Here is a 20014-nt window from a genome sequence, read left to right as displayed (position 1 = left end):
GTCGGAGCACCCCTTGACAACCACTAACATTGTGCGCATGAGCCAGACGTCCCGTGTTCCAGACAAGCCCAGCCTCGACGGTCTCGAGGAGAAGTGGGCTGCCGTATGGAAGGAGCAGCAGACCTACGCCTTCGACCGCACCGCCGAGCGTGCCGATGTCTACTCCATCGACACGCCGCCGCCGACGGTCTCCGGGTCGCTGCACGTCGGGCACATCTTCAGTTACACCCACACCGACCTGGTCGCGCGGTACCAGCGGATGCGCGGCAAGAAGGTCTTCTACCCGATCGGCTGGGACGACAACGGCCTGCCCACCGAGCGCCGCGTCCAGAACTACTACGGCGTCAAGTGCGACCCCTCGCTGCCCTACGACCCGGACTTCACCCCGCCGGCCAAGCCGGACCCGAAGAAGCAGGTCCCGATCTCCCGGCAGAACTTCGTCGACCTGTGCGGTGAGCTCACGCACATCGACGAGCAGGCGTTCGAGGCGATGTGGCGCCAGGTCGGCCTGAGCGTCGACTGGTCGTACCTCTACACCACGATCTCCGAGGACTCCCGGCGTACGTCGCAGCGCGCGTTCCTGCGCAACTTCGCCCGCGGCGAGGCGTACCTGGCCGAGGCGCCGACGATGTGGGACGTCACGTTCCAGACCGCGGTGGCGCAGGCCGAGATGGAACCCCGGTCGTACGCGGGCGCCTACCACCGGATCTCGTTCCACGGTGCCGACGGCCCGATCTACATCGAGACCACCCGGCCGGAGCTGATCCCGGCCGTCGTCGCGCTGATCGCACACCCGGACGACGACCGCTACAAGCACCTGTTCGGTACGACGGTGAAGTCGCCGCTGTTCGGGGTCGAGATCCCGGTTCTCGCGCACCCGGCCGCCGAGATGGACAAGGGCGCCGGCATCGCGATGTGCTGCACGTTCGGCGACCAGACCGACATCCAGTGGTGGCGTGAGCTGCAGCTCCCGGTCCGTACGGTCATCGGCCGCGACGGCCGGCTGCTCCGCGACACCCCGGCCTGGCTCGAGGGCTCCGAGCTGTACGCCGAACTCGCCGGGAAGACCGTGTTCAGCGCCCGCGAGCTGATCGTCCAGAAGCTCCGCGACAGCGGCGACCTCGACGGCGAGCCGAGGAAGACCGAGCGGATGGCGAACTTCTACGAGAACGGCGACAAGCCGCTCGAAATCGTCGCCACCCGGCAGTGGTACATCACGAACGGCGGCCGTGACGCCACGCTCAAGCAGGAGTTCGTCGAGCGCGGCAACGAGCTCACCTGGGTCCCGGAGCACATGCGGCACCGCTACCTGAACTGGGTCGAGGGGCTGAACGGCGACTGGCTGATCTCCCGCCAGCGGTACTTCGGCGTCCCGTTCCCGGTCTGGTACCCGCTGAACCAGGACGGCGAGCCGGACTACGAGCACCCGCTGCTGCCGTCCGAGGCCGAGCTGCCGATCGACCCGACCTCGCAGGCGCCGCGTGGGTACGACGAGTCGCAGCGCGGCAAGCCGGGTGGTTTCGAGGCGGACCCGGACGTGATGGACACCTGGGCGACGTCCTCCCTCACACCGCAGATCGCGTGCGGCTGGGAGCGGGACCCGGACCTGTTCGCGCGGACCTTCCCGACCGACCTCGCCACGCAGGCGCACGACATCATCCGGACCTGGCTGTTCAGCCGCGTCGTCCGCGCGCAGTTCGAGAACGGCGTGCTGCCCTGGCGGGTCGCGATGATCTCCGGCTTCATCGTCGACCCGGACCGCAAGAAGATGTCCAAGTCCAAGGGCAACGCGGTTCTGCCGACCGAAGTCCTGGACAAGTACGGCTCAGACGCGGTCCGGTGGCGGGCGGCGATGGCGCGGCCGGGGCTGGACTCACCGTTCGACGAGTCGCAGATGAAGGTCGGGCGCCGGCTCGCGATCAAGGTCCTGAACGCGTCGAAGTTCGTTCTCGGGTTCGGGGCGACCACGATCGACCCGGCCGCGGTGACCGAGCCCATCGACCTGGCCATGCTCCAGAAGCTGCGGTCGGTCGTCGAGGACGCCACGGCGGCCTTCGACCGGTACGACTACACCGGCGCGCTGGAGATCAGCGAGCGGTTCTTCTGGACGTTCTGCGACGACTACGTCGAGCTGGTCAAGGAGCGCGCGTACGGCGGTCAGGGCGAAGCCGCCGCGGCCTCGGCGAAGGCGGCGCTGGCGGTGGCGTTGTCGGTTCAGCTCCGGCTGCTGGCGCCGTACCTGCCGTTCGCGACCGAAGAGGTCTGGTCGTGGTGGCAGGAAGGTTCGATCCACACGTCGCAGTGGCCGACGGCGGACGGCGACCTCGCGGTCGCGGCGCAGGAGCCCGAGGTCCTGGACGCGGTCTCCGAGGTCCTCGCGGGGATCCGCGGTGCGAAGTCCGAGGAGAAGGTCTCGATGAAGACCGAGGTCTCCAAGGTCGAGGTCACCGGACCGGCCGCCCGGCTGGCGCTGGCCGAGCGCGCCGAGCCGGACCTGCGCGCCGCCGGCCGGATCACCGGCGAGATCGTCTGGCACGCGGACGACTCCGACACGGTCAAGGTCGTCGCTACGCTCTGATGACACGAACAGGCGCCCGTCTCCTGCTGGGGAGGCGGGCGCTTGGGTGTTCGGAGGTTCGACTACGGTTTGTCATGATGTGGAACCATCGGGCCGAGCCGACCGCTGCACCCCGTGCCCCTGACGTCCGAGGAGCCAAGTGATGAGCGATCCCACCAACCCGGCCGACCCCAAGAAGCAGGCCACCGACGACACCACCGAACTGGCTCCGGTCCCAGCCGTCGACGCACCCACCGCCGCCCCGGCCAAGGACGCTGGAGCGACGGCCGTCGCGGCGAAGGCTGCCGAGCCGCCGAAGAAGGGTTTGCGGCGGTTCAAGGTGCGCGGGCCTTGGGTGACTGTCGGCAGTGCGGTCGTCGCGCTGATCGTGCTGGCCCTGCTCGGGTACGTGTGGGGTCTCGGACCGCTCAGCCGAATGAACGCGGAGCGGGCGATCACCCCGCCGGCCAAGGTCGCGGGCCTCGACCGCATCACCGACCCCGAGATCCGCAGTCAGGCCCAGCTCGACCAGACCCGGGACGCGCTGAGCCGGATCAACGACGGCAAGAAGGTCATGGTCGAGGCGTACGGCAGTCTCGAAGGCGACCGTTTCTACGTCCTGATCGCACTCCGCGGCCGCGTCGACATCGACAAGGTCGTCGCGGACTCCGGCGCCACCGCCGACAAGATCAAGAAGATCGGCCACTCCACCTGCATCGAAGCCGCCGGCAACCTCCCGACCCAGTGCTACCGCGGCTCCAACACCCTCACCGTCATAGCCCAGTCCGCCAACGAAGGCGTAGCAGTAGACCAGGTAGAACCCATAGCCGAAGAAGCCTTCAAAGCCATGCGCTAGAGCGCTCTTGTGACGCTGGTCAGAGCTGGGAGTCACCGCCTGGGGTTATCCCCTCGTGTTTGGGGTTCTCCCCTTGCACACCACCAGAGAACCCCCAACAGGGTGGGATAACCGGCACTGTTGCCAGATCCGAGGGTCGTCAGAGGCACCCGGAGGAGGCAACCAAACTTGGTACGTTCATCTTTGGTTGTGTCGCAGACGGGCCACTCAGGGGTCAGGTGAGTAGGCCGGCTATGAGGATCATGGTGGGGATTGAGAGCAGGGTGCTGAGGAGGACTGCGCTGCGGGCGAGGGTGCGGCTGGCTCGGTAGTGGACTGCGTAGACGTAGACGTTTTGGGCTGTGGGGAGGGCGGCTAGGAGAGTCGGGGCCAGGAGGGCCGTGCCGTGGAGGTCCAGGGCCCAGCGGGCGATTGCGTACGCCGCCAGCGGTTGTACGAAGGTTTTCAGGGCGACGGCTAGTACGACGTCTCGCCGTACGGTGATCGAGTCCTTTGTGCCGGCGCTCAGGCTGAGGCCGTAGGCCACCAGTGCGACCGGGACCGCTGCCGCGGCGACCAGGTCGATCGGGCGCATCACGATCTCCGGCAACCGCACGCCGAGCACCGACACCAGCAGGCCGAGCAGCGACGCGACCGTCAGCGGATTGCGGAAGGGCCGCGTGACCACGGTCCGCAGCGACACCCGCCGCCCGCTCCCCTGCCGGTCACCGTCCAGTACGGCGAACGCCACCGGCGCCAGGATCAGCACCTGGAACAGCACGATCGGCGCCACCAACGCACCGTCCCCCAGCACGTACGCCGCCACCGGTACGCCGAGATTGCCCGCGTTCACGTACGACGACGCGAGCACGCCGATCGTCGCCTGGGACCGTGTCCGCCGCCAGATCACCGCGGCGATCAACAGGAACAGCGCCTGCACAACGAACAGGCTGACCAGGTTGGTGACGAGCACCACCGAGAAGATCGCCTTCAGGTCCGCCCGCGCGACGGTCGTGAACAGCAGCGCCGGGGTCGCCACGAAGAACGCCAGCCGGGACAGGACGAGCTCGTCGTCTTTCCGCAGTACGCCGAAGGCGCCGACGACGTACCCGAGCACGGCCACAGCGACCAGCGCGGCGAAGGCACCGACGACGGCGGACATGTCAGGCCGTGCCTGGTAGTTCCGCGCCGTAGCGAGCAGGTGCTCGGCACGCAGTAGGCGCGGCACTACCAGGCACGGCCTCGCTGCTCAGCGGGGTGGACACCCTGTCGATCGTAGGGGTAAGCGCTGTCCGCGGCGGCTGGGTGCTCAGGAGCTGGATGGTGACGTGCGGCACCTCGTGATGATGCCGGCCAGCACTGCCCGGAAATGTTCCCGATCGGCGTCGCTGAGGTGCCCGATCAGCTCGTTCAGGGCCTCGCCGACCTCGGCGTGGAAGGCGATCGCGGCGCGGCGGCCGGGATCGGTCAGCGTCACCTGCACGGCCCGCCGATCGCCCGGGACCGGCGAACGCTCCGCCAGGCCGCGCTTCTCGGCGCGATCCATCAGACCGGTCAGCGCGGCCTTCTCGACCCCGAAACACTGCGCGAGCTCGGCCATGCCCTTGGGGCCGTCGAGCAGGACGCACAGCAGCTTCGCCTGCACCGGCGTCAGGTCGTGCCGCTCGGAAATGCCCGCATACAGGCCCTGAACCATCCCGGTGACCTGCACCAGTCCGGCGGCCGCGTCCAGCTCCGCGGGGTCCACGCCGGCGCCGTGGACCTGCGCGAACCCGGCGAATCGCCCGCCGCGGGAGCGGGCGCGTTCCGGGGGCGTTTCGGTCTCGCTCACCTTGTTCACGGTACATGGCCTGTATAGTTAATGGCGCATACTATCAATGCCGTTAACTATCGAGCAGAGGAGATCCGATGTCGTTCAGCGCAGCGGAGATCGCCTATCTGCGGTCCCAGCCCCTGGGCCGCCTCGCCACCGTCGCGGGCGACGGGCAGCCGGACGCCGTCCCGGTCGGTTTCGAGTACGACGGGACGCATCTGTACATCGGCGGGATCGACCCGGTCCGCACCCGCAAGTACCGCAACGTCCGCGACGGGCAGACCAAGGTCGCGTTCGTCGTCGACGACCTGGTGTCGACGCGCCCGTGGATCCCGCGCTACCTCCGGATCTACGGCGAGGCGGAGCTCGTCGAGCGCGACGGCCAGTTCGGTACGTCGCCGTACCTGCGAATCACGCCGACGGTGTCGTGGAGCTTCAACCTCGAGGGCCGCCCGTTCACCCATGACGAGAAGGTCACCACGACGCGTACCGTCCACAGCTTCGAGGCGGCATGAGCTTCGACACCCGCGCCGGTTCCCGCGGCGCCCGGCAGCCCGGCGGCCGACTCCTGCACTGGTTCAACAGGTTCAACGCCCGTCGCATCCGGCGCCGAGGAGGCGGCAAGTTCAGGGGCGGCGACGCGTTGGTGCTGCGGACGATCGGGCGGAAGTCCGGTGCCGAGCGGGCGACGCCGGTCGCCTGGTTCGCGGACGCTGACGGCAACCGGCTGATCGTCGCCTCCGCGGCCGGCGCGGCCGGCAACCCGGCGTGGTACTACAACCTGGCCGCGAACCCTGACCAGGTCCGTATCGAGGTCGCCGGCGAGGCGATCGAGGTCCGCGCCGAGCAGCTGCACGGAGCGGAGCGTGCGGAGGCATGGGAGCGCATCACCACGGCGTCGCCCGGTTTCGCCGAGTACCAGGTGAAGACCGACCGGGAACTGCCGGTGATCCGGCTGGTCGAGCGCACCTGAACCGTAACCTGGAAGATGCTGACGAGTCAGGCCGAGGTCTAGAAAGATTCCACCGGATCCTCGGAGGATGGTCGTATGACTACTTCCGCTCGAGTGATCAAGGCCGCGGTCGGCGCGGCCGCGGCGTTCGGCGTCCTGGCCACCGGTCTGCCGAACGCCGGTGCCGCACCGGCGCAGCAACAGGTGGCCGTGCAGGGCCTGCCGATCGGCGACGCCGACCTGGCCGAGACCCGGACCGTCCAGACGCTGGCGCGCGGCGTCACGCTGACCCGGATCGTCCGCGGCACCGACCCGGCGCCGGCCGACCAGATCAACACCACGCCGCGCGGCCCGTGGGTCGTCAACGTGCTCACGATCGACCCGCGGACCGCGAACGGCCACCTCAAGGCGACGTACGGTCCTGATCTGGCCCGCGTCGAGAAGACCTCGGACCTGGTGAAGTCGTCCGGCGCGCTGGCCGGGGTGAACGCCTCGTTCTTCACCTTCACCGCGAACCCGCAGTACCCGGGCGACCCGGTCGGGCTCGGCCTGTTCGACGGCAAGCTGCTCAGCGAGCCGCTCGCCGACCCGACCGAGGCCAACCTCGTGATCGATGCCAAGAGCAACAGAGTGGTCACCGGCCACCTGCGCTGGACCGGCGCCGTCCGCAACCGATTGACCGGCGCCGAGCTCCCGCTCGAGTTCCTCAACCACCCGCCGGTGATCCCGGCCGCCTGCGCGACGCTGCCCGACCAGACCACCTGCACTGTGCCGGGTGACGTCGTCCGGTTCACCCCTGAGTTCGCCGCGTCGACTCCGGCCGGCGCCGGCGTCGAGGTCGTACTGGACCGTCGCGGTTGCGTCGTCCGTACGTCGACCACCCGCGGTACGGCGCTCAGCCCGAGCCAGACGTCGTTGCAGGCGACCGGCCAAGACACTGTCGCACTCCTCGCGCTGGCCAAGGGCTGCCTGCGCACGGATCTCGCGGTGTCGGACGAGACCGGCCGCGAGGTGCCGCTGCGCAGCGGGCTGTACGGCGTGACAGGTCGGTACCAGCTGACGAAGAACGGCGAGATCGTCGTGCCGGACGGCACCGGCAGCTTCTTCGACCGCAACCCACGCACGATCGCCGGCACGACGCGCGGCGGAAAGATCGTCCTCGCCACCATCGACGGCCGCCAGACCACGAGCGTCGGCACCACGATGGACGAGACCGCCGCGGTCGCCAAGGCACTCGGCCTGTCCGACGCCATCAACCTCGACGGCGGCGGCTCCACCGCGATGGCCCTCGGCGACGGCACCGTCGTCAACCGCCCAAGCAGCACCGGCGGCGCCGAACGCGCAGTCGGCGACGCGGTCGTCTTCGTCCCGGGCCGATAGCCGTCAGTAGCCGTAGTCCCCGCCGCCGGACGATGACGGAGCCTGGGTGGGGGCTGCGGTGGTGGTTGCGGCGTGCCAGGTGAAATCGGTGCCGGCGAAGGCGTCGGTGAGGTTGTTGCCTTTGGCCTCGCCGGCGGCGGTGTCGAGTTTGAAGGTGTAGAGCGGCTTGCCCTGGAAGGTGAGCTGCTCTGCGCCGGTGTCGGTGCGCTTCATCGTTCCCAGGCCTGCCACAGCGCCGGCGTCACCGGTCGCGGGAATCCAGAAGCTCAGGCAGCCGGCGGTGCACTTGATCGCGCCGCCGGCTTCCTGATCGGCGAAGTACAGCGTCTTCCCGGAGGCGTCGACCAGCGTCTTGCCGACGCCTCCGACGTCCTTGACCGACACCGCGGCCCCAGCGGGAGCACCGCCCGCGGCCGGCTGGGAGTCGTCGCCGCAAGCGGTCAGCGCACCCATCGCGGCTATCGTTGCACCTAGCAACAAGATCGTGGTTTTCATCGAATCTCCTCTCCCCGCTGACTACGCGAGAACCGGCCCGGCGGTTCAGTTGAACCTTTTACCGCCGTACCGCGTAGTTCCTGGGTGTGGACGACGACACGGTGATCCGCGCGTTGTACGCCAAGTACCGGCGGCCGTTGTTCGGGTACGTCCTGCGGTCCGTGGGCGACCGGCAGTACGCCGAGGACATCGTGCAGGAGACGATGGCGCGGGCCTGGACGCACGCGGCCGAACTGGATCCGGACAAGGCCGGGCGGTGGCTGTTCACGGTCGCCCGCAACCTGGTGATCTCCGGCCGCCGGCGGCAGAGCGCGCGGGTGACGGAGGTACCGATCGAGGACCGCGAGTTCCCGGCTCTCACCGACGACATCGACCGCGTACTGCAGGTCTGGCAGGTGATCGACGTACTGCGGGGTCTCAGCGCGGACCACCGGCAGGTGATCGTCGAGCTGTTCTACCGCCGCCGCACCGTCAACGAGGCGGCCGCCGTCCTCGGCGTACCGCCGGGAACGGTGAAGTCGCGCAGCTACTACGCACTGCACGCACTACGCGCCGCACTGGAGGAACGAGGGGTGACCGGCCCATGACGTGCCCGGAGACGATGTCGATCGGCGCCTACGTGCTCGGTGCGCTGGAGGCGTCCGAGCGTCGCACGGTCGAGGAGCACCTTGTGACCTGTACGGCGTGCCGTGCGGCGTTGCTGCAGTTCGCGCCGCTGCCTGGGCTACTGCACGCCGTACCTGTCGAGGACATCGAGGCTGAGCAGCCGGAACCTGCGCCACTCCAACTGAACAAGCGGCGCCCGAGGCGATGGGTTCTGGCCGCGGCGGCTGCGGCCTTGATGGCTGGTGTTGCCAGCTGGGGTCTGCTGTCCGCTCCGGCGTCAGCAACGTGGACGGCGACGGACGGGGTCGGTGGCCTGGACACGACGGCGAAGCTGGTCAGTCGTGGCTGGGGCACGGACATCCAGCTCCGGCTCACCGACCTGCAGCCGTATGAGCACTGCATGCTCGTCGTCCACGGCCGCGACGGAACCGTGGAGACAGCCGGCTGGTGGGCAGCGAACGGCAACTACCAAGCCCAGGTCCCCGCCAGTACGTCGATTCCGCTGGCCGACATCGACCACCTCGAAGTGGTCGACGCAGGGGACACCGTACTGAGCACGGTGTCCCCCACGACGCGCTGATTCACCAACTGTTGTTGGAGATTCCCGTGCCCAGGTAGACCTGGTCGTACGTGTTTCCGTCGTTGTCGTCGGTGTAGGCGACCGCTACCTCGGCGTACGGCGAGGTAGCGACCGTCATCTGCTCCTGCCGACCTGTGGCAACAGAACTGAGCCGCTGCGCCGACAGCCGACCTGTGTCCGTCCCGTCGGTACCGAAGCCACGGACCCACACGTCCGGGTCAGTACCGGGCACTGTCCAGCCGACGACCGTCTGAGCCGCGTCGTCGATGCCGATCGACGGTGCCGCACCAGCAGTCGCCCCTTGTACGTCGGCGTACCGGGCCGTGCCCGCAACGGTGAACGAACGCGTCGTGACGGCACCAGCCGACTCCCAGGCCACTGCGAAGTCGCCGTTGAAGTTGGCGGCCGCAGCTGGATGCGTCTGCTGACCTGTGGTGTCGGAGTTGGCGACCCGGCGCGACAGCGTGGCTGCACCGTTCGTACGGCCCAGCCGGATCAGTCCGATGTTGTAGTCGGCGTTGGCATCGCCGTCCTCGTCCCACACGACGACCGCGTCACCTGACGCCGACACGGCCACATCCGGGTTGTGGTGCTGGCCGGTCGTCTGCGAGGCCGTCACCTCCCAGGCGCGTGTGGTCGGCCCGGTGAAGCCGGCCGCCTTGACCGTCGCCGGCGTACCGGTCTGGATGTCCTCCCACGCCACGGTGAACGCGACAGCGGCACCGGACGGTGCGCCGTCCGGGTCGACAGCGACCCGCGGGTTGATCTGCTGGCCGGTGGAGCTGCTGTTGGAGTTGCCGGACGCTGTCACGGTGCCGGCGGTGTTCACGACGCGGTACGGGATGTTGTAGTAGCCGTTGCCGTCCGGGTCGTCCTGCCACACCACGACCGCGTTGCCCTTGTCGTCCAGGCCGACGTCCGGGTGCAGGTGCCGCCAGTTCGTCACACCGCTGCTACCACCCGCGGACAGCTTCTTCTCGTACACAGCAGTGCCGTTGTGGAACAGCCGCAGGTAGATCTCGCTGTGCACGTTGTCGGTGGCGTTGTCGGTGTCGCGGTCGTCCTCCCACGCCACGGCGACGTACCCGTTGCGGTTGATCGCAACGGAGGCGGCGTCCTGGTCGCCGGTGGACACACTGTTCGCCGCCACCCAGGTGGGCGCGGCGATGTGCGCCTCGGCGGTGGTCGCAGTGAAGGTCAGCGCCAAAGCCACCACTGCAGTAAGAGCTAACGTTTTCTTCATGAGTCACACCGCCTGCAGTCCGGGCCGGCCCTCTTGGATGACGAACGACTTCGCCGTACTCACCGCGGCGCCGTGCTCCGAAACCTTCGCGACAGCACGGAAGTCGGCCCGCAACTGGGTCGGGCTGATCGTCGTCCGGACGTAGCCGCGACGGTTCTGGTAGAACCGCAGCCACGGGTTGTCCGCGAGGTTCGGGATCGTGGTGGCGCCGTCGCCGTCGCCGCTCGAGCTGACCGAGCTCGTCACCAGCTCGGACCCGATGACGGCCGAGTTCGCGTTGCTGTAGTCGGCCTTCAGGTCGCTGGCCCAGGCACGGTGGACGTCACCGGTCAGTACGACGGGGTTGCGGGTTCCACGGTCGATCCAGCCTTGCTGAATCCGGGCCCGCGAGGCGCGGTAGCCGTCCCACGAGTCCATGCTCCCCGCGCCGGCCGAGTCGAACCGGCGCGCGAAGAAGACCTGCTGTCCAAGGATGTCCCACGTGCCGTAGTGCTGGTTCAGACCGTCGAGAAGCCAGGTCTCCTGGGTGTTGCCCGGCAAGCTGCGGCTGGCGAGGTCGGCGTCCGAACACACCTTCCAGCCGTCGCCGCACGCCTGATCGTTGCGGTACTGCCGTGTGTCGAGCATGTGGAACGTCGCGAGACTCCCCCACCGCAGCCGGCGGTACAACGGGATCGAGTTGCCGCTGTTCGCCTGCGCCGGCCGCAGCGGCATGTTCTCGTAGTACGCCTGGTACGCCGCGGTCCGCCGAGCGGTCCACTGCGCTGTCGTGAGAGACGGCGTACTGTCCGCGCGCACCATGTTGGCGTAGTTGTTCTCCACCTCGTGGTCGTCCGGTACGACGAGCCACGGCGCGACCGCGTGCGCTGCCTGCAGGTCGGGATCCGACTTGTACTGCGCGTACCGGCGACGGTAGTCCGCCAGCGACACGATCTCGCTCGCTCCTGCGTGCAAGCGGGGCCTGCCGGCGGTGGCGGGGTACTCGTAGATGTAGTCGCCCAGGAAGAGGATGAGGCCTGGGTTCTCCTCGGCCATACGCCGGTAGACCGTGTAGTAGCCCTCTTCGTAGTGCGCACAGGAGGTGAAGGCCATCACCAGGTCGCGCCCGTTGGTGCCCACAGCCGGAGCGGTGCGGGTGCGGCCGACAGGTGACAGGTGGCCCTGGGCGCGGAAGCGGTAGAAGTAGTCGGCGTCCGGGCTGAGACCTCCCGCGACGACGTGGACCGAGTGGGCGGCGGCGTACTTGGCCGTCACCGTGCCGGACGCGACCAGTGTGCTGAAGGTGTCGGTGGTCGACACCTGCCAGTCGACGGCGACGTCGGCGTTCGCCATACCGCCTTGGCCGTCGGCGTTCAGCGGCGACGGCGCGAGGCGGGTCCAGAGCACGACACTGTTCGCGTCGGGCTCACCGGACGCGATGCCGAGCTGGAACGGGTACGGGACGGCGGCGGTGGCGGTGATCACGGACGACTGGGCGGCAGCCGGGAGGGCGCCGGCCCCGGCCGCGGCGAGTCCGCCGAGAACAAGGGTCCTGCGACTGATTGGGCTCATGAGGCCTCACCTTCACGGGTACTCAGGGCGGTAGGCCCCCGGACGGCCGAACTGCGGGTGACCATTCGGGAACCTTGAGTGTGTGTGGTGCTCCGTGCCCATGATTGCGCAGAACTGGTAAATTTCCTACAGCAGGACGAGCCCCAGCAGCACGGCAGCCGGAACCCCTTCGAGCAAGGTGTTCAACCAGAGTCGGCGCTCCGTTGCGAGCAGGACCAGGGCCAGGAAAACGTGCTGCGCCGCCGTGAACGCGACCAGCGCCTCGCCCTGCGGCACGTGCCCGGTCCGGGCGAGGACGACCCCGAGCGCCAGCGCGACCCCGGTGGTGAAGTTGTAGAACCCGAGGTTCACGATCCACAACTTGACCGCGTCGAAGTCCCGGGGTTCCAGCAGGAACAGCGGATACAACCGCGGGTGGCGGTAGAAGAACGACTCCATCAGCCAGACCGACGCCAGCAGCACCGCGATGACGATCGCGAGGATCTGGGCGGAGGTCCTCATAGCGACACCCCGTGCCGCTGCGTGATCTCGCCCAGCGCGGCGTAGTCGGACGGGTCGACGCCGGCCAGGTCCGCGAAGAACGCGCTCATCCGGCCGGTCTGGCTGACGGTGAGGAACTTCGCCGACGGTGTCAGCACCGAGAACGTGTTCACGGTGCCGGCCGGGATGCTGATCGAGGCTCCGGGACCCAGGTCGTAGCCCTGATCCCCTGCCTGGACGAGGATCCGGCCCTGCAGGACGTAGAACGCCTTGCTCCACGACTCGCTGTGCGGCGGCGACGCGTCGGCCCGCGGCGCGTCGATCTCGAACAGCTCGTACTGCCCGCCGGTGTGCTCGGCGCCGACCTTGACGGTCACGGTCGCGTCCGGGGCGGCGTACTCGACACCGCTGCCCGCGTTGCTCAGATGCACTGTCTCGTTCATGACTGCGACGGTAGGAAGCGGCGTACGGCCGGTACATCCCGTGCGGAGGGGCTCGTCGGAACCACCGGAATCCCCACATTTCGGGGATAGGCGGCCGGGGTACGGCGGCGCATACTGAGCCCATGTGGGAGGGCCGGGCGCGGGCCGCGCGCCGGGACATCGCGGCACTGGCGACCTCGGGGATGGGCGTCGCCGAACTGCACGCGGCCGCGATCGAGGTGGTCGAACAGGTCGTCGGCAGTGAACTCACCTGCTGGGCCGGGATCGATCCGGGCACGCTGGTGATCAGCTCGATGACCGGCGGCGCGGCCGGCGTCCCCCCGGAGTACGAGCCGCGGCTGGCAGAGATCGAGTACGCCGGAACCGTGCCGAACTCGTTCGCCGAGCTGGCCCGCACCGCGCACCAGGTCGCGCGACTGTCGGACCTGCCGTACCGCGAGGTCGTCGGCCACCGGCGACTGAACGAGGTCTGGCGGCCGCTCGGGATCGAGCACGAGGTCCGGACGACCTTCGTCGTCGACGGCGACTGCTGGGGCGCGGCCGGGTTCGTCCGCAGCGGACCGGACTTCAGCGAGCGGGAGATGGAGTTCCTCGGGTCGGTGGCCCCGGTCATCGGGGCGGCGACGCGCGTCGCCGTCCGCACGGACGCGCACGGGTACCGCGGAGGGGTCGGCCCGTCGATCGTCGTCACCGGCCCGAGCGGCGAACCGCGGGCGATCACCGCGGCCGCCCGGACGTGGCAGGACGAGCTGGACGAGATCGCGCCGGGGCGCTTCGGCGTACTGCTCCGGGCCGTCGTCACGGGGACCCGCGCGTCCGGCACGTTCCAGGCGCGGGTGCAGACCGCGTCCGGTGAATGGGTTGTGCTGCAGGGCAGCCGGCTTCTGGGCGATACCGACGACGAGATCGTGGTGACGATCGAGCCCGCGTCCGGTCAGCACCTGGTCGGCATGCTGCTCGCGGCGTACGGCCTGACCACGCGGGAGCGGGAGATCTGCCTGGAGATCATCGCCGGACACACCACCGGCGCGATCGCGGACCGGCTGTCGATCTCGCCGCACACGATCCAGGACCACCTGAAGTCGGCGTTCGCCAAGGTCGGCGTCCGTAGTCGCGGCGAGCTGGTCGCGACGCTCAGACCGGGATGAGCTGCTTGCGATAGGTCCCCGGCGGTACGCCGAAGTCGCGCTTGAACGCCTTCGCGAACGCGAACTCCGACGTGTACCCGATCTCCTTCGCCACCGTGGCGAGCGGGCGATCGTGATCCCGCAGCAGCCGCGCCGCGGTCGTCATCCGCCACCGGAACAAGTACGTCAGCGGCGGCTCCCCGACCGCCTCCGTGAACCGCCGGGCGAAGGCGGCCCGCGACAACCCGACATCGGCCGCCAGATCGGCGACCGTCCACGCGGCGCCCGGCCGCTCGTGGATGAGCTCGAGCGACTGCACGACCGCGGGATCGGTCAGCGCCCGCGCCCAGCCCCGATCTGTCGGGCAGTCGTTGTTCTCGAACCAGGCGCGCAGGATCAGCACCAGCAACGCATCCACCAGCGCCGGTACGACGGCCGCCGCACCGGGCTGCCGCGCGTCGAGCTCCTCACCCAGGATGCTGATTGCCGTATGCAACGAACGGTGGCGTCCCGGATCCGCCGGTACGACGACCACGTCCGGCAGCTTGCTCAGCACCGGGTGCGGACGCTCGCGGTCCAGCCGGTACGTCCCGCACAGCAGCAACGCCCGCGCACCGTGACCCTGCGGAGGCTGTTCGACCGCCGGGTCGAAGTCGGCGATCGGCGAATCCGGGTGGTCGGCGAGCGCGTGCTCGAGGCCGCGCGGCAGCAGCACCGCGTCCCCCGGACCGAGCTGGATCGGGTCCAGGTCCGGCGACAGCAACCACGCCGTACCTTGCAGGACGAGGTGGAAGCCGGCGCCTACGGACCCCTCGAAGCGCAGACCCCACGGGCCCCGGACCTCGGTGCGTCCGGAGCTGGCAGGGCCGGTCCTCATCGCGGTGACGACATCGGCGAGTACATCCATACCTGGCATCATACGCGCGGCGGTCAAGACGATCGGATATGAATCTGCGCTCCATGGACATAGATCCGCTCGTGACTACCGCCTACTGTCGGTGATAGAAACCTCAACTACTAGGAGTGCGAATGAGCATCGTCGTCACCGCCGCCACCGGGCACCTGGGCACGCTCGTCATCGATGAGCTGCTGCAGCGGGTCCCCGCCGATCAGGTCGTCGCGGTCGCGCGGAACGCCGCGAAGGCGACCCCGATCGCGGACCGCGGCGTCGAGGTGCGGGTCGCCGACTACAACGACCCGGACGCGCTGGCGAAGGCCTTCGGCGCCGGTGACACGGTCCTGCTGATCTCGGGCCTCGAGCCGAACCGGCGCGAGCAGCACCAGGCCGTCATCACGGCCGCGAAGAACGCCGGGGTTGCGCGGATCGCGTACACCAGTGTGCTCGGCGGACCTGACGCCGACTTCGACCTGGCCGCCGATCACATCGCCACGGAGCAGGCGATCCTCGATTCGGGTCTGCCGTACACGTTCCTTCGCAACGGCTGGTACAACGAGGTCTACACGGACCAGATCGCCGTACAGCTGGCGAACGGGGTCGTCGGTAGTGCGGGTGACGGGCGGATCGCGTCGGCTGCGCGGCGGGACTTCGCGGCGGCGGCCGCCGTCGTACTGACCGGTGAGGGGCACGAGAAGAAGGCGTACGAGCTCAACGGCGACTCGGCCTTCACGCTGACCGAGTACGCCGCCGAGCTGTCGAAGCAGTCCGGTCAGGACGTTGCCTACAACAACCTCTCCCCCGAGGACCTCACCCAGGTGCTGACCGGCGCCGGGATTCCCGCGCCGTTCGTCCCGATCCTCGTCGGCGTCGACAACGCCATCGAACGCGGCCTCCTCGCGAGCCGCGGCTCCGACCTCACCCGCCTCATCGGTCGCCCCACCACGCCCATCGCCGACACCATCGCCGCGGCGCTCAAGAACTAGCGACCAGCTTGTTGCGCTGTTCGCCCAGCCCGTCGGCCCAGGCCCGGAGTACGTCGCCCGCGCGCAGGTAGCGGGGCGGCTTCTGGCCTGCGCCGACGCCGGCCGGCGTGCCGGTGCTGATCACGTCGCCAGGGTAGAGCGTCATGAACTGCGAGATGTAGTGCACCAGGTGCGCGACGCCGAAGATCATCTCGGCCGTCGAACTGTCCTGCAGCGCCTCGCCGTTCACGTCCAGCCCGAGCTTGAGCTTCTGCGGGTCCGGCACCTCGTCGGCGGTCAGGATCCACGGACCGAGCGGGCAGAACGTCGCCGCGTTCTTGCCCTTGTCCCATTGCCCACCGCGTTCGAGCTGGAAGTGCCGCTCGGACACGTCGTTCACGAGGACGTACCCGGCGACATAGTCGAGCGCTTCCTCTGAAGAGCTGAGGTACGACGCCGTACGCCCGATCACCACGCCCAGCTCGACCTCCCAGTCGGTCTTCTCGCCACCGCGTGGGATGACGATGTCGTCGTACGGCCCGACGACGGTGTCAGGTGCTTTCAAGAACAGGATCGGCTCGGCCGGTGCCTCCTGCCCGCCTTCGGCCGCGTGATCCGCGTAGTTCAGGCCCACGCACACGATCTTGCCCGGATCGAGAGGTGCCGCGAGCCGGACCTCCGAGAGGTCCTCAGCATCCCCGTCCGGCAGTTGCACCTTTCCCTCGTCGTTCAGGACGGCGTCCCGCAACCCGTCCGGCGTGTGAATCCGGAGCAGTCTCACTTGTTCCTCCAACCAGAGTTCTTGGCCCAGTTCAGGTACGCGATACCCAATGCGTGCGAGCCTTGCACCGGGACGAGCTGTACGGCGTCGTACACGCGCAGGGACTGTTGATAGACCAGCACATCCTGCTCGGCGTACGCACCCCACCGCGCACACTGCACCGCGTTCGCCGGCACCGCGTCGCCCGTCCCGTCGACGCGGTACCAGACCTCGGTCGCGGACCGGATCAACTTCTGCGTGAACGTCTTCGTGAAGCGCTGGATGTCCGTCGCGGGTCCGCCGGCGATCCCGGCGTCGTACGCCGCGTGCACGAACTCGGTGCTGATCGCGGCGTGGCTCAGGTCCTCGATCTGCTTCGAGGCCGGGTACGACGGCGTGTACTCCGAGATACCCGCGGTCTTGGCGTACCCGGCGTACAGCTCGCTGTACGGCGGCCAGTAGGTCCAGACGTAGGCGTCACCAACGAGTCGCAGCGCGGGCTCGTACGCCTTGAGCATCTGCAGGACCCGGGTCCGGTACCGCGGCTGCTTGGTCACGCGGAACAGCTCGACCAGCACCTGGCCGATGCCCTGGCTCTGGTTGTACGGCTGGATCGTGCCGTCGAACGGGATCGGCGCACCCTTCGGCCACACGTAGTCGCCGGTGCCGTCCGGGCGTGAGACCCACTCCCGTTCGTGGAAGTCCACGGCCGCGGTCGCGGCGTCCAGGACCTGCTTCGCGAAGTCCCGCCGCGAGCCGAGCTTCGGCGACTGCAGCACCATCCGGGCGTAGCGGGCCAACGGGAACGCGACCATACCGGTGTGCACCGCGAAGACGTAGTACTGCGACGTGAACGTGATCGTGGCGGCCGCCGGTGCGGGCGCGGCCGCGGGAGCTGTCCGGAGATCGACCGCGGTCCAGCGTCGCGACGCGTTGTAGGCGTTGTTGACCGCGGTCACGACGTACGTCGGCGACGCCGGATCGAGGCTGACCGCGGGCAGCGTGACGACGCTGGTCGTCGCCGGGTTGCGGAGCACGAGGTCGAAGGTGCCGTTGGCAACGTTCAGGACCTCGGCGGTCGACTCGGCCGATCTGATCCCGGCCCAGCGGAGCTGAACCGCCGGAGCGCCGGCACCGTCCAGGAGCACCCCGTGGCCGGCGCTGTAGTTGCCGGCCGTGCGCCAGACCTTGCCGGACCGGCCGGCGTAGTCCTTGACGTGCCGGGCGTGGTCGGTGGTCTTCATCAGATGCCGGGCGCGGTCCTCGAACGTACGCAGGTAACGCTCGTCCTGGTAGGCCTCGTACATCCGTAGCAGGCCCAGCAGGAAGTAGGACTCGCCCCAGGCGTACAGGCCGGCCTCGTTGTTCTGGGCGTTGGACGCGAGGTAGCCCGCTTGGGCGACGTCGAAGGCTTCTGGTGAGTCGTAGACGAGTGGATCGGCGGAGGCCGAGAGGGCGGGGAGGCCGGCCCAGGCGGCGATACCGCCCGCTGTGGTTCCGAGAACGAAGGTGCGGCGGGTGGGGTTCATGGTTGCCTCACGGGGTTGAGGGGTCAGCCTTTGACTGCGCCGCCCATGCTGTTGAGGATGCGTTTCTGGAGGAACAGGAAGACGACGATGACGGGGATCAGCGAGATGACGGTGCCCGCGGCGAGGCCGCGGACGTCGGTGCCGGAGACGCCGCTCAGGTAGGCGATACCGAGCGCGATCGGGAACTTGGACTGGGTGGTCAGCACCACGAGCGGCCAGATGAAGCTGTTCCACACCGACACGAATCCGAGGATCGCGAGCACGGCGAGCGTCGGCGCGACGATCGGCACGCAGATCCGCCAGAAGATCGCGAATTCGTTCGCGCCGTCGACCCGGGCGGCCTCGACGATCTCGTCCGGGATCTGCGAGAACGCCTGGCGGAGCAGGAAGATCCCGAGCGACGACAGGATCGCGGGCAGGATCACCGCGGCGAACGTGTCGGTCAGCCCGAGTTCACTCATCACCAGGAACCGCGGGATCAGCATCAGCTCGCCGGGCAGGAACATGATCGACAGGAACAGCATGAAGAACACGCCGCGGCCGCGGAACGCGATCCTGGCGAGCGGGTACGCCGTCAGCGCGGACACCACGAGGTACACCGGGACCGTGATGCCGACGTAGATCACCGAGTTCACCAGGAACCGCGCGTACGGGATCGTCGTCCACGCCTCGCGGAACCATTCGGCCACCGGCGGCCGCGGGATCAGGTCCGGCGGGAACCCGAACACGTCCTGGGTGGCGGGTTTGGTCGCGGCACTCAGCAGGATCAGGAACGGCCCGATGAACAACGCGGCGACCGCGATCAGCAGCACGTACAGACCGATCCGCCGGCCGGTGATCCGCGGCTTGGACCGGTACAGCCGGCGGGCCATCAGACGTCCCTCCGCCGGGTCACCAACAGGTTGAACCCGGCCAGGACGATCATGATCGCCCACAGCAGCAGGCCGACGGCGCTCGCATAACCCATGTCGTAGTCCTCGAAGGCTTTCGACCAGATGTAGTAGCCGAGGGTGAGTGTGGAGTCGAGCGGCCCGCCGCGGGTCAGCACATAGACGGATTCGAAGGCCCGCATCGCCTCGAGCATGCTGAGCACCAGCGTGACCGCGAACGTCGGCCGCAGCGCCGGTACGACGACGTGCAACAGCCGCTGCCACGCGTTCGCGCCGTCGATGGTCGCCGCCTCGATCTGGTCCGACGGCACGGCCTGCAGTCCGGCCAGGTAGATCATCATGAACAGTCCGGCGTTCTTCCACGCCTCCAGCAGTACGACGGTGGGCAGCGCCCAGTGCCGGTCGAGCAGGAAGTCGATCGGTCCGGCGCCGAACAGGCCGAGCAGCCAGTTCACGACGCCCTCGCGGTTGAACACGTACCGCCAGGCGACCGCCACCGCGACCATCGACGTGATCACCGGCAGGTAGTAGAGCATCCGGAACGCCTGGATCGCGCGCAGCTTGAGGTTCACCAGCATCGCCAGGAACAGCGGCGCGACCACGGTCAGCGGCAGGAACATCAGCACGAACAGCAGCGAGTTGCGCAGTGCGATCCAGACCCGCGGGTCGTCCACCAGCCGGGCGAAGTTGTCCAGTCCGGAGAAGCGCACCGGGTGCACGATGTCGTAGTCGGAGAACGCGAGCTGGATCGCGATCACGGCCGGCCACGCGAACATCGCGGCGTAGAACAGCAGCCCGGGCAGCATGAACACGTACGGCGTGTACCAGTGCTGACCGACTACGCGGCCCTTCAGACCCGGCATGCATCACTCCTCGTGTCTGAAACCCGGATTTCAGATACCAAGTTGACGGG

The 20014-nt window shown here is 68.7% G+C and carries 21 protein-coding genes; 9 read left to right on the top strand and 12 right to left on the bottom strand.

Annotated elements, in window-relative coordinates; all coding sequences use genetic code 11:
* The first annotated feature begins 37 nt into the window (after positions 1 to 37).
* Both valS and E0H50_RS19415 read left to right on the top strand, forming a co-directional pair.
* Positions 38 to 2578 (top strand): valine--tRNA ligase, encoded by a 2541-nt coding sequence (valS, locus tag E0H50_RS19420; RefSeq protein WP_131290355.1) that lies wholly within the window; start codon positions 38 to 40, stop codon positions 2576 to 2578.
* 142 nt (positions 2579 to 2720) lie between these two features.
* Positions 2721 to 3413, top strand: coding sequence for a hypothetical protein (locus E0H50_RS19415; RefSeq protein ID WP_238151076.1), 693 nt, complete (start codon positions 2721 to 2723; stop codon positions 3411 to 3413).
* A 214-nt stretch (positions 3414 to 3627) separates the two neighbouring features.
* Here E0H50_RS19415 and E0H50_RS19410 read toward each other — a convergent pair whose 3' ends face one another.
* Together E0H50_RS19410 and E0H50_RS19405 are read right to left on the bottom strand one after the other, a co-directional pair.
* Positions 3628 to 4620, bottom strand: a complete 993-nt coding sequence (locus tag E0H50_RS19410; RefSeq protein ID WP_238151075.1) for an AEC family transporter — start codon at positions 4618 to 4620, stop codon at positions 3628 to 3630.
* 81 nt (positions 4621 to 4701) lie between these two features.
* Positions 4702 to 5223, bottom strand: coding sequence for a MarR family winged helix-turn-helix transcriptional regulator (locus E0H50_RS19405; protein ID WP_131290352.1), 522 nt, complete (start codon positions 5221 to 5223; stop codon positions 4702 to 4704).
* Between the two features lie 77 nt (positions 5224 to 5300).
* On the opposite strand from E0H50_RS19405, the gene E0H50_RS19400 reads away from it, so the two are divergent.
* From E0H50_RS19400 to E0H50_RS19390, 3 genes are all read left to right on the top strand, one after another.
* Positions 5301 to 5720 (top strand): PPOX class F420-dependent oxidoreductase, encoded by a 420-nt coding sequence (locus E0H50_RS19400; protein ID WP_131290350.1) that lies wholly within the window; start codon positions 5301 to 5303, stop codon positions 5718 to 5720.
* The gene (locus E0H50_RS19395; RefSeq protein ID WP_131290347.1) at positions 5717 to 6178 is read left to right on the top strand and encodes a nitroreductase/quinone reductase family protein; all 462 of its coding nucleotides are present in this window, start codon (positions 5717 to 5719) and stop codon (positions 6176 to 6178) included. Before E0H50_RS19400 ends, E0H50_RS19395 begins: the two co-directional genes overlap by 4 nt.
* Positions 6179 to 6253: 75 nt before the next feature.
* A complete protein-coding gene (locus tag E0H50_RS19390; protein WP_131290344.1) occupies positions 6254 to 7537 on the top strand; it encodes a phosphodiester glycosidase family protein in 1284 nt (427 codons plus the stop codon).
* 3 nt (positions 7538 to 7540) lie between these two features.
* Here the strand turns inward: E0H50_RS19390 and E0H50_RS19385 are convergent, their stop codons facing one another.
* Complete coding sequence (locus E0H50_RS19385) at positions 7541 to 8032, bottom strand: COG4315 family predicted lipoprotein (RefSeq protein ID WP_131290341.1); 492 nt, start codon at positions 8030 to 8032, stop codon at positions 7541 to 7543.
* Between the two features lie 86 nt (positions 8033 to 8118).
* On the opposite strand from E0H50_RS19385, the gene E0H50_RS19380 reads away from it, so the two are divergent.
* Together E0H50_RS19380 and E0H50_RS19375 are read left to right on the top strand one after the other, a co-directional pair.
* Positions 8119 to 8619 (top strand): sigma-70 family RNA polymerase sigma factor, encoded by a 501-nt coding sequence (locus E0H50_RS19380; protein ID WP_131290338.1) that lies wholly within the window; start codon positions 8119 to 8121, stop codon positions 8617 to 8619.
* Positions 8616 to 9218, top strand: coding sequence for an anti-sigma factor family protein (locus E0H50_RS19375; protein ID WP_131290335.1), 603 nt, complete (start codon positions 8616 to 8618; stop codon positions 9216 to 9218). Before E0H50_RS19380 ends, E0H50_RS19375 begins: the two co-directional genes overlap by 4 nt.
* A gap of 1 nt (position 9219) precedes the next feature.
* On the opposite strand, the gene E0H50_RS19370 is transcribed toward E0H50_RS19375, so the two are convergent.
* From E0H50_RS19370 to E0H50_RS19355, 4 genes are all read right to left on the bottom strand, one after another.
* Positions 9220 to 10461, bottom strand: coding sequence for a hypothetical protein (locus E0H50_RS19370; RefSeq protein ID WP_131290332.1), 1242 nt, complete (start codon positions 10459 to 10461; stop codon positions 9220 to 9222).
* Positions 10462 to 10464: 3 nt separating this feature from the next.
* On the bottom strand, positions 10465 to 12012 hold the full coding sequence (locus tag E0H50_RS19365; RefSeq protein ID WP_131290329.1) for an alkaline phosphatase D family protein: 1548 nt from the start codon (positions 12010 to 12012) through the stop codon (positions 10465 to 10467).
* Between the two features lie 126 nt (positions 12013 to 12138).
* Positions 12139 to 12513, bottom strand: a complete 375-nt coding sequence (locus E0H50_RS19360; RefSeq protein WP_131290326.1) for a DUF1304 family protein — start codon at positions 12511 to 12513, stop codon at positions 12139 to 12141.
* Positions 12510 to 12935, bottom strand: coding sequence for a cupin domain-containing protein (locus E0H50_RS19355; protein ID WP_131290323.1), 426 nt, complete (start codon positions 12933 to 12935; stop codon positions 12510 to 12512). The genes E0H50_RS19360 and E0H50_RS19355 overlap by 4 nt, the downstream gene beginning before the upstream one ends.
* Before the next feature lie 122 nt (positions 12936 to 13057).
* Between E0H50_RS19355 and E0H50_RS19350 the strand changes: the two genes are divergently transcribed.
* Positions 13058 to 14083 (top strand): helix-turn-helix transcriptional regulator, encoded by a 1026-nt coding sequence (locus E0H50_RS19350; protein ID WP_131290321.1) that lies wholly within the window; start codon positions 13058 to 13060, stop codon positions 14081 to 14083.
* Here E0H50_RS19350 and E0H50_RS19345 read toward each other — a convergent pair.
* Positions 14070 to 14969 (bottom strand): AraC family transcriptional regulator, encoded by a 900-nt coding sequence (locus E0H50_RS19345; protein WP_131290318.1) that lies wholly within the window; start codon positions 14967 to 14969, stop codon positions 14070 to 14072. The two genes, E0H50_RS19350 and E0H50_RS19345, sit on opposite strands and share 14 nt — an antisense overlap.
* Positions 14970 to 15091: 122 nt before the next feature.
* Here E0H50_RS19345 and E0H50_RS19340 point away from each other — a divergent pair, with 122 nt between their 5' ends.
* On the top strand, positions 15092 to 15943 hold the full coding sequence (locus E0H50_RS19340) for an SDR family oxidoreductase (RefSeq protein ID WP_131290315.1): 852 nt from the start codon (positions 15092 to 15094) through the stop codon (positions 15941 to 15943).
* On the opposite strand, the gene E0H50_RS19335 is transcribed toward E0H50_RS19340, so the two are convergent.
* The 4 genes from E0H50_RS19335 to E0H50_RS19320 are packed head-to-tail and all read right to left on the bottom strand — an operon-like array spanning position 15933 to position 19964.
* Positions 15933 to 16703, bottom strand: a complete 771-nt coding sequence (locus E0H50_RS19335; protein WP_131290312.1) for a fumarylacetoacetate hydrolase family protein — start codon at positions 16701 to 16703, stop codon at positions 15933 to 15935. The genes E0H50_RS19340 and E0H50_RS19335 overlap by 11 nt on opposite strands.
* On the bottom strand, positions 16700 to 18211 hold the full coding sequence (locus E0H50_RS19330; RefSeq protein ID WP_131290310.1) for a hypothetical protein: 1512 nt from the start codon (positions 18209 to 18211) through the stop codon (positions 16700 to 16702). The genes E0H50_RS19335 and E0H50_RS19330 overlap by 4 nt, the downstream gene beginning before the upstream one ends.
* 23 nt (positions 18212 to 18234) lie before the next feature.
* Positions 18235 to 19083: a carbohydrate ABC transporter permease gene (locus E0H50_RS19325; protein WP_131290307.1), complete on the bottom strand. Its 849-nt coding sequence runs from the start codon at positions 19081 to 19083 to the stop codon at positions 18235 to 18237.
* Positions 19083 to 19964, bottom strand: coding sequence for a carbohydrate ABC transporter permease (locus E0H50_RS19320; protein WP_131290304.1), 882 nt, complete (start codon positions 19962 to 19964; stop codon positions 19083 to 19085). The genes E0H50_RS19325 and E0H50_RS19320 overlap by 1 nt, the downstream gene beginning before the upstream one ends.
* Positions 19965 to 20014: the final 50 nt, after the last annotated feature.

It is taken from the genome of Kribbella sindirgiensis (assembly GCF_004331435.1).
Taxonomy (GTDB): domain Bacteria; phylum Actinomycetota; class Actinomycetes; order Propionibacteriales; family Kribbellaceae; genus Kribbella; species Kribbella sindirgiensis.
This window is presented reverse-complemented; position numbering and strand designations above follow the sequence as displayed.

Bases quoted from the DNA above. Each gene is read 5' to 3' on its own strand.
- E0H50_RS19340 (WP_131290315.1), top strand. From the start codon at position 15,092: ATGAGCATCGTCGTCACCGCCGCCACCGGGCACCTGGGCACGCTCGTC.
- E0H50_RS19345 (WP_131290318.1), bottom strand. From the start codon at position 14,969: ATGGATGTACTCGCCGATGTCGTCACCGCGATGAGGACCGGCCCTGCC.
- E0H50_RS19350 (WP_131290321.1), top strand. From the start codon at position 13,058: ATGTGGGAGGGCCGGGCGCGGGCCGCGCGCCGGGACATCGCGGCACTG.
- E0H50_RS19400 (WP_131290350.1), top strand. From the start codon at position 5,301: ATGTCGTTCAGCGCAGCGGAGATCGCCTATCTGCGGTCCCAGCCCCTG.
- E0H50_RS19365 (WP_131290329.1), bottom strand. From the start codon at position 12,012: ATGAGCCCAATCAGTCGCAGGACCCTTGTTCTCGGCGGACTCGCCGCG.
- E0H50_RS19390 (WP_131290344.1), top strand. From the start codon at position 6,254: ATGACTACTTCCGCTCGAGTGATCAAGGCCGCGGTCGGCGCGGCCGCG.
- E0H50_RS19375 (WP_131290335.1), top strand. From the start codon at position 8,616: ATGACGTGCCCGGAGACGATGTCGATCGGCGCCTACGTGCTCGGTGCG.
- E0H50_RS19330 (WP_131290310.1), bottom strand. From the start codon at position 18,211: ATGAACCCCACCCGCCGCACCTTCGTTCTCGGAACCACAGCGGGCGGT.
- E0H50_RS19395 (WP_131290347.1), top strand. From the start codon at position 5,717: ATGAGCTTCGACACCCGCGCCGGTTCCCGCGGCGCCCGGCAGCCCGGC.
- valS (WP_131290355.1), top strand. From the start codon at position 38: ATGAGCCAGACGTCCCGTGTTCCAGACAAGCCCAGCCTCGACGGTCTC.
- E0H50_RS19360 (WP_131290326.1), bottom strand. From the start codon at position 12,513: ATGAGGACCTCCGCCCAGATCCTCGCGATCGTCATCGCGGTGCTGCTG.
- E0H50_RS19415 (WP_238151076.1), top strand. From the start codon at position 2,721: ATGAGCGATCCCACCAACCCGGCCGACCCCAAGAAGCAGGCCACCGAC.
- E0H50_RS19355 (WP_131290323.1), bottom strand. From the start codon at position 12,935: ATGAACGAGACAGTGCATCTGAGCAACGCGGGCAGCGGTGTCGAGTAC.
- E0H50_RS19385 (WP_131290341.1), bottom strand. From the start codon at position 8,032: ATGAAAACCACGATCTTGTTGCTAGGTGCAACGATAGCCGCGATGGGT.
- E0H50_RS19320 (WP_131290304.1), bottom strand. From the start codon at position 19,964: ATGCCGGGTCTGAAGGGCCGCGTAGTCGGTCAGCACTGGTACACGCCG.
- E0H50_RS19325 (WP_131290307.1), bottom strand. From the start codon at position 19,083: ATGGCCCGCCGGCTGTACCGGTCCAAGCCGCGGATCACCGGCCGGCGG.
- E0H50_RS19370 (WP_131290332.1), bottom strand. From the start codon at position 10,461: ATGAAGAAAACGTTAGCTCTTACTGCAGTGGTGGCTTTGGCGCTGACC.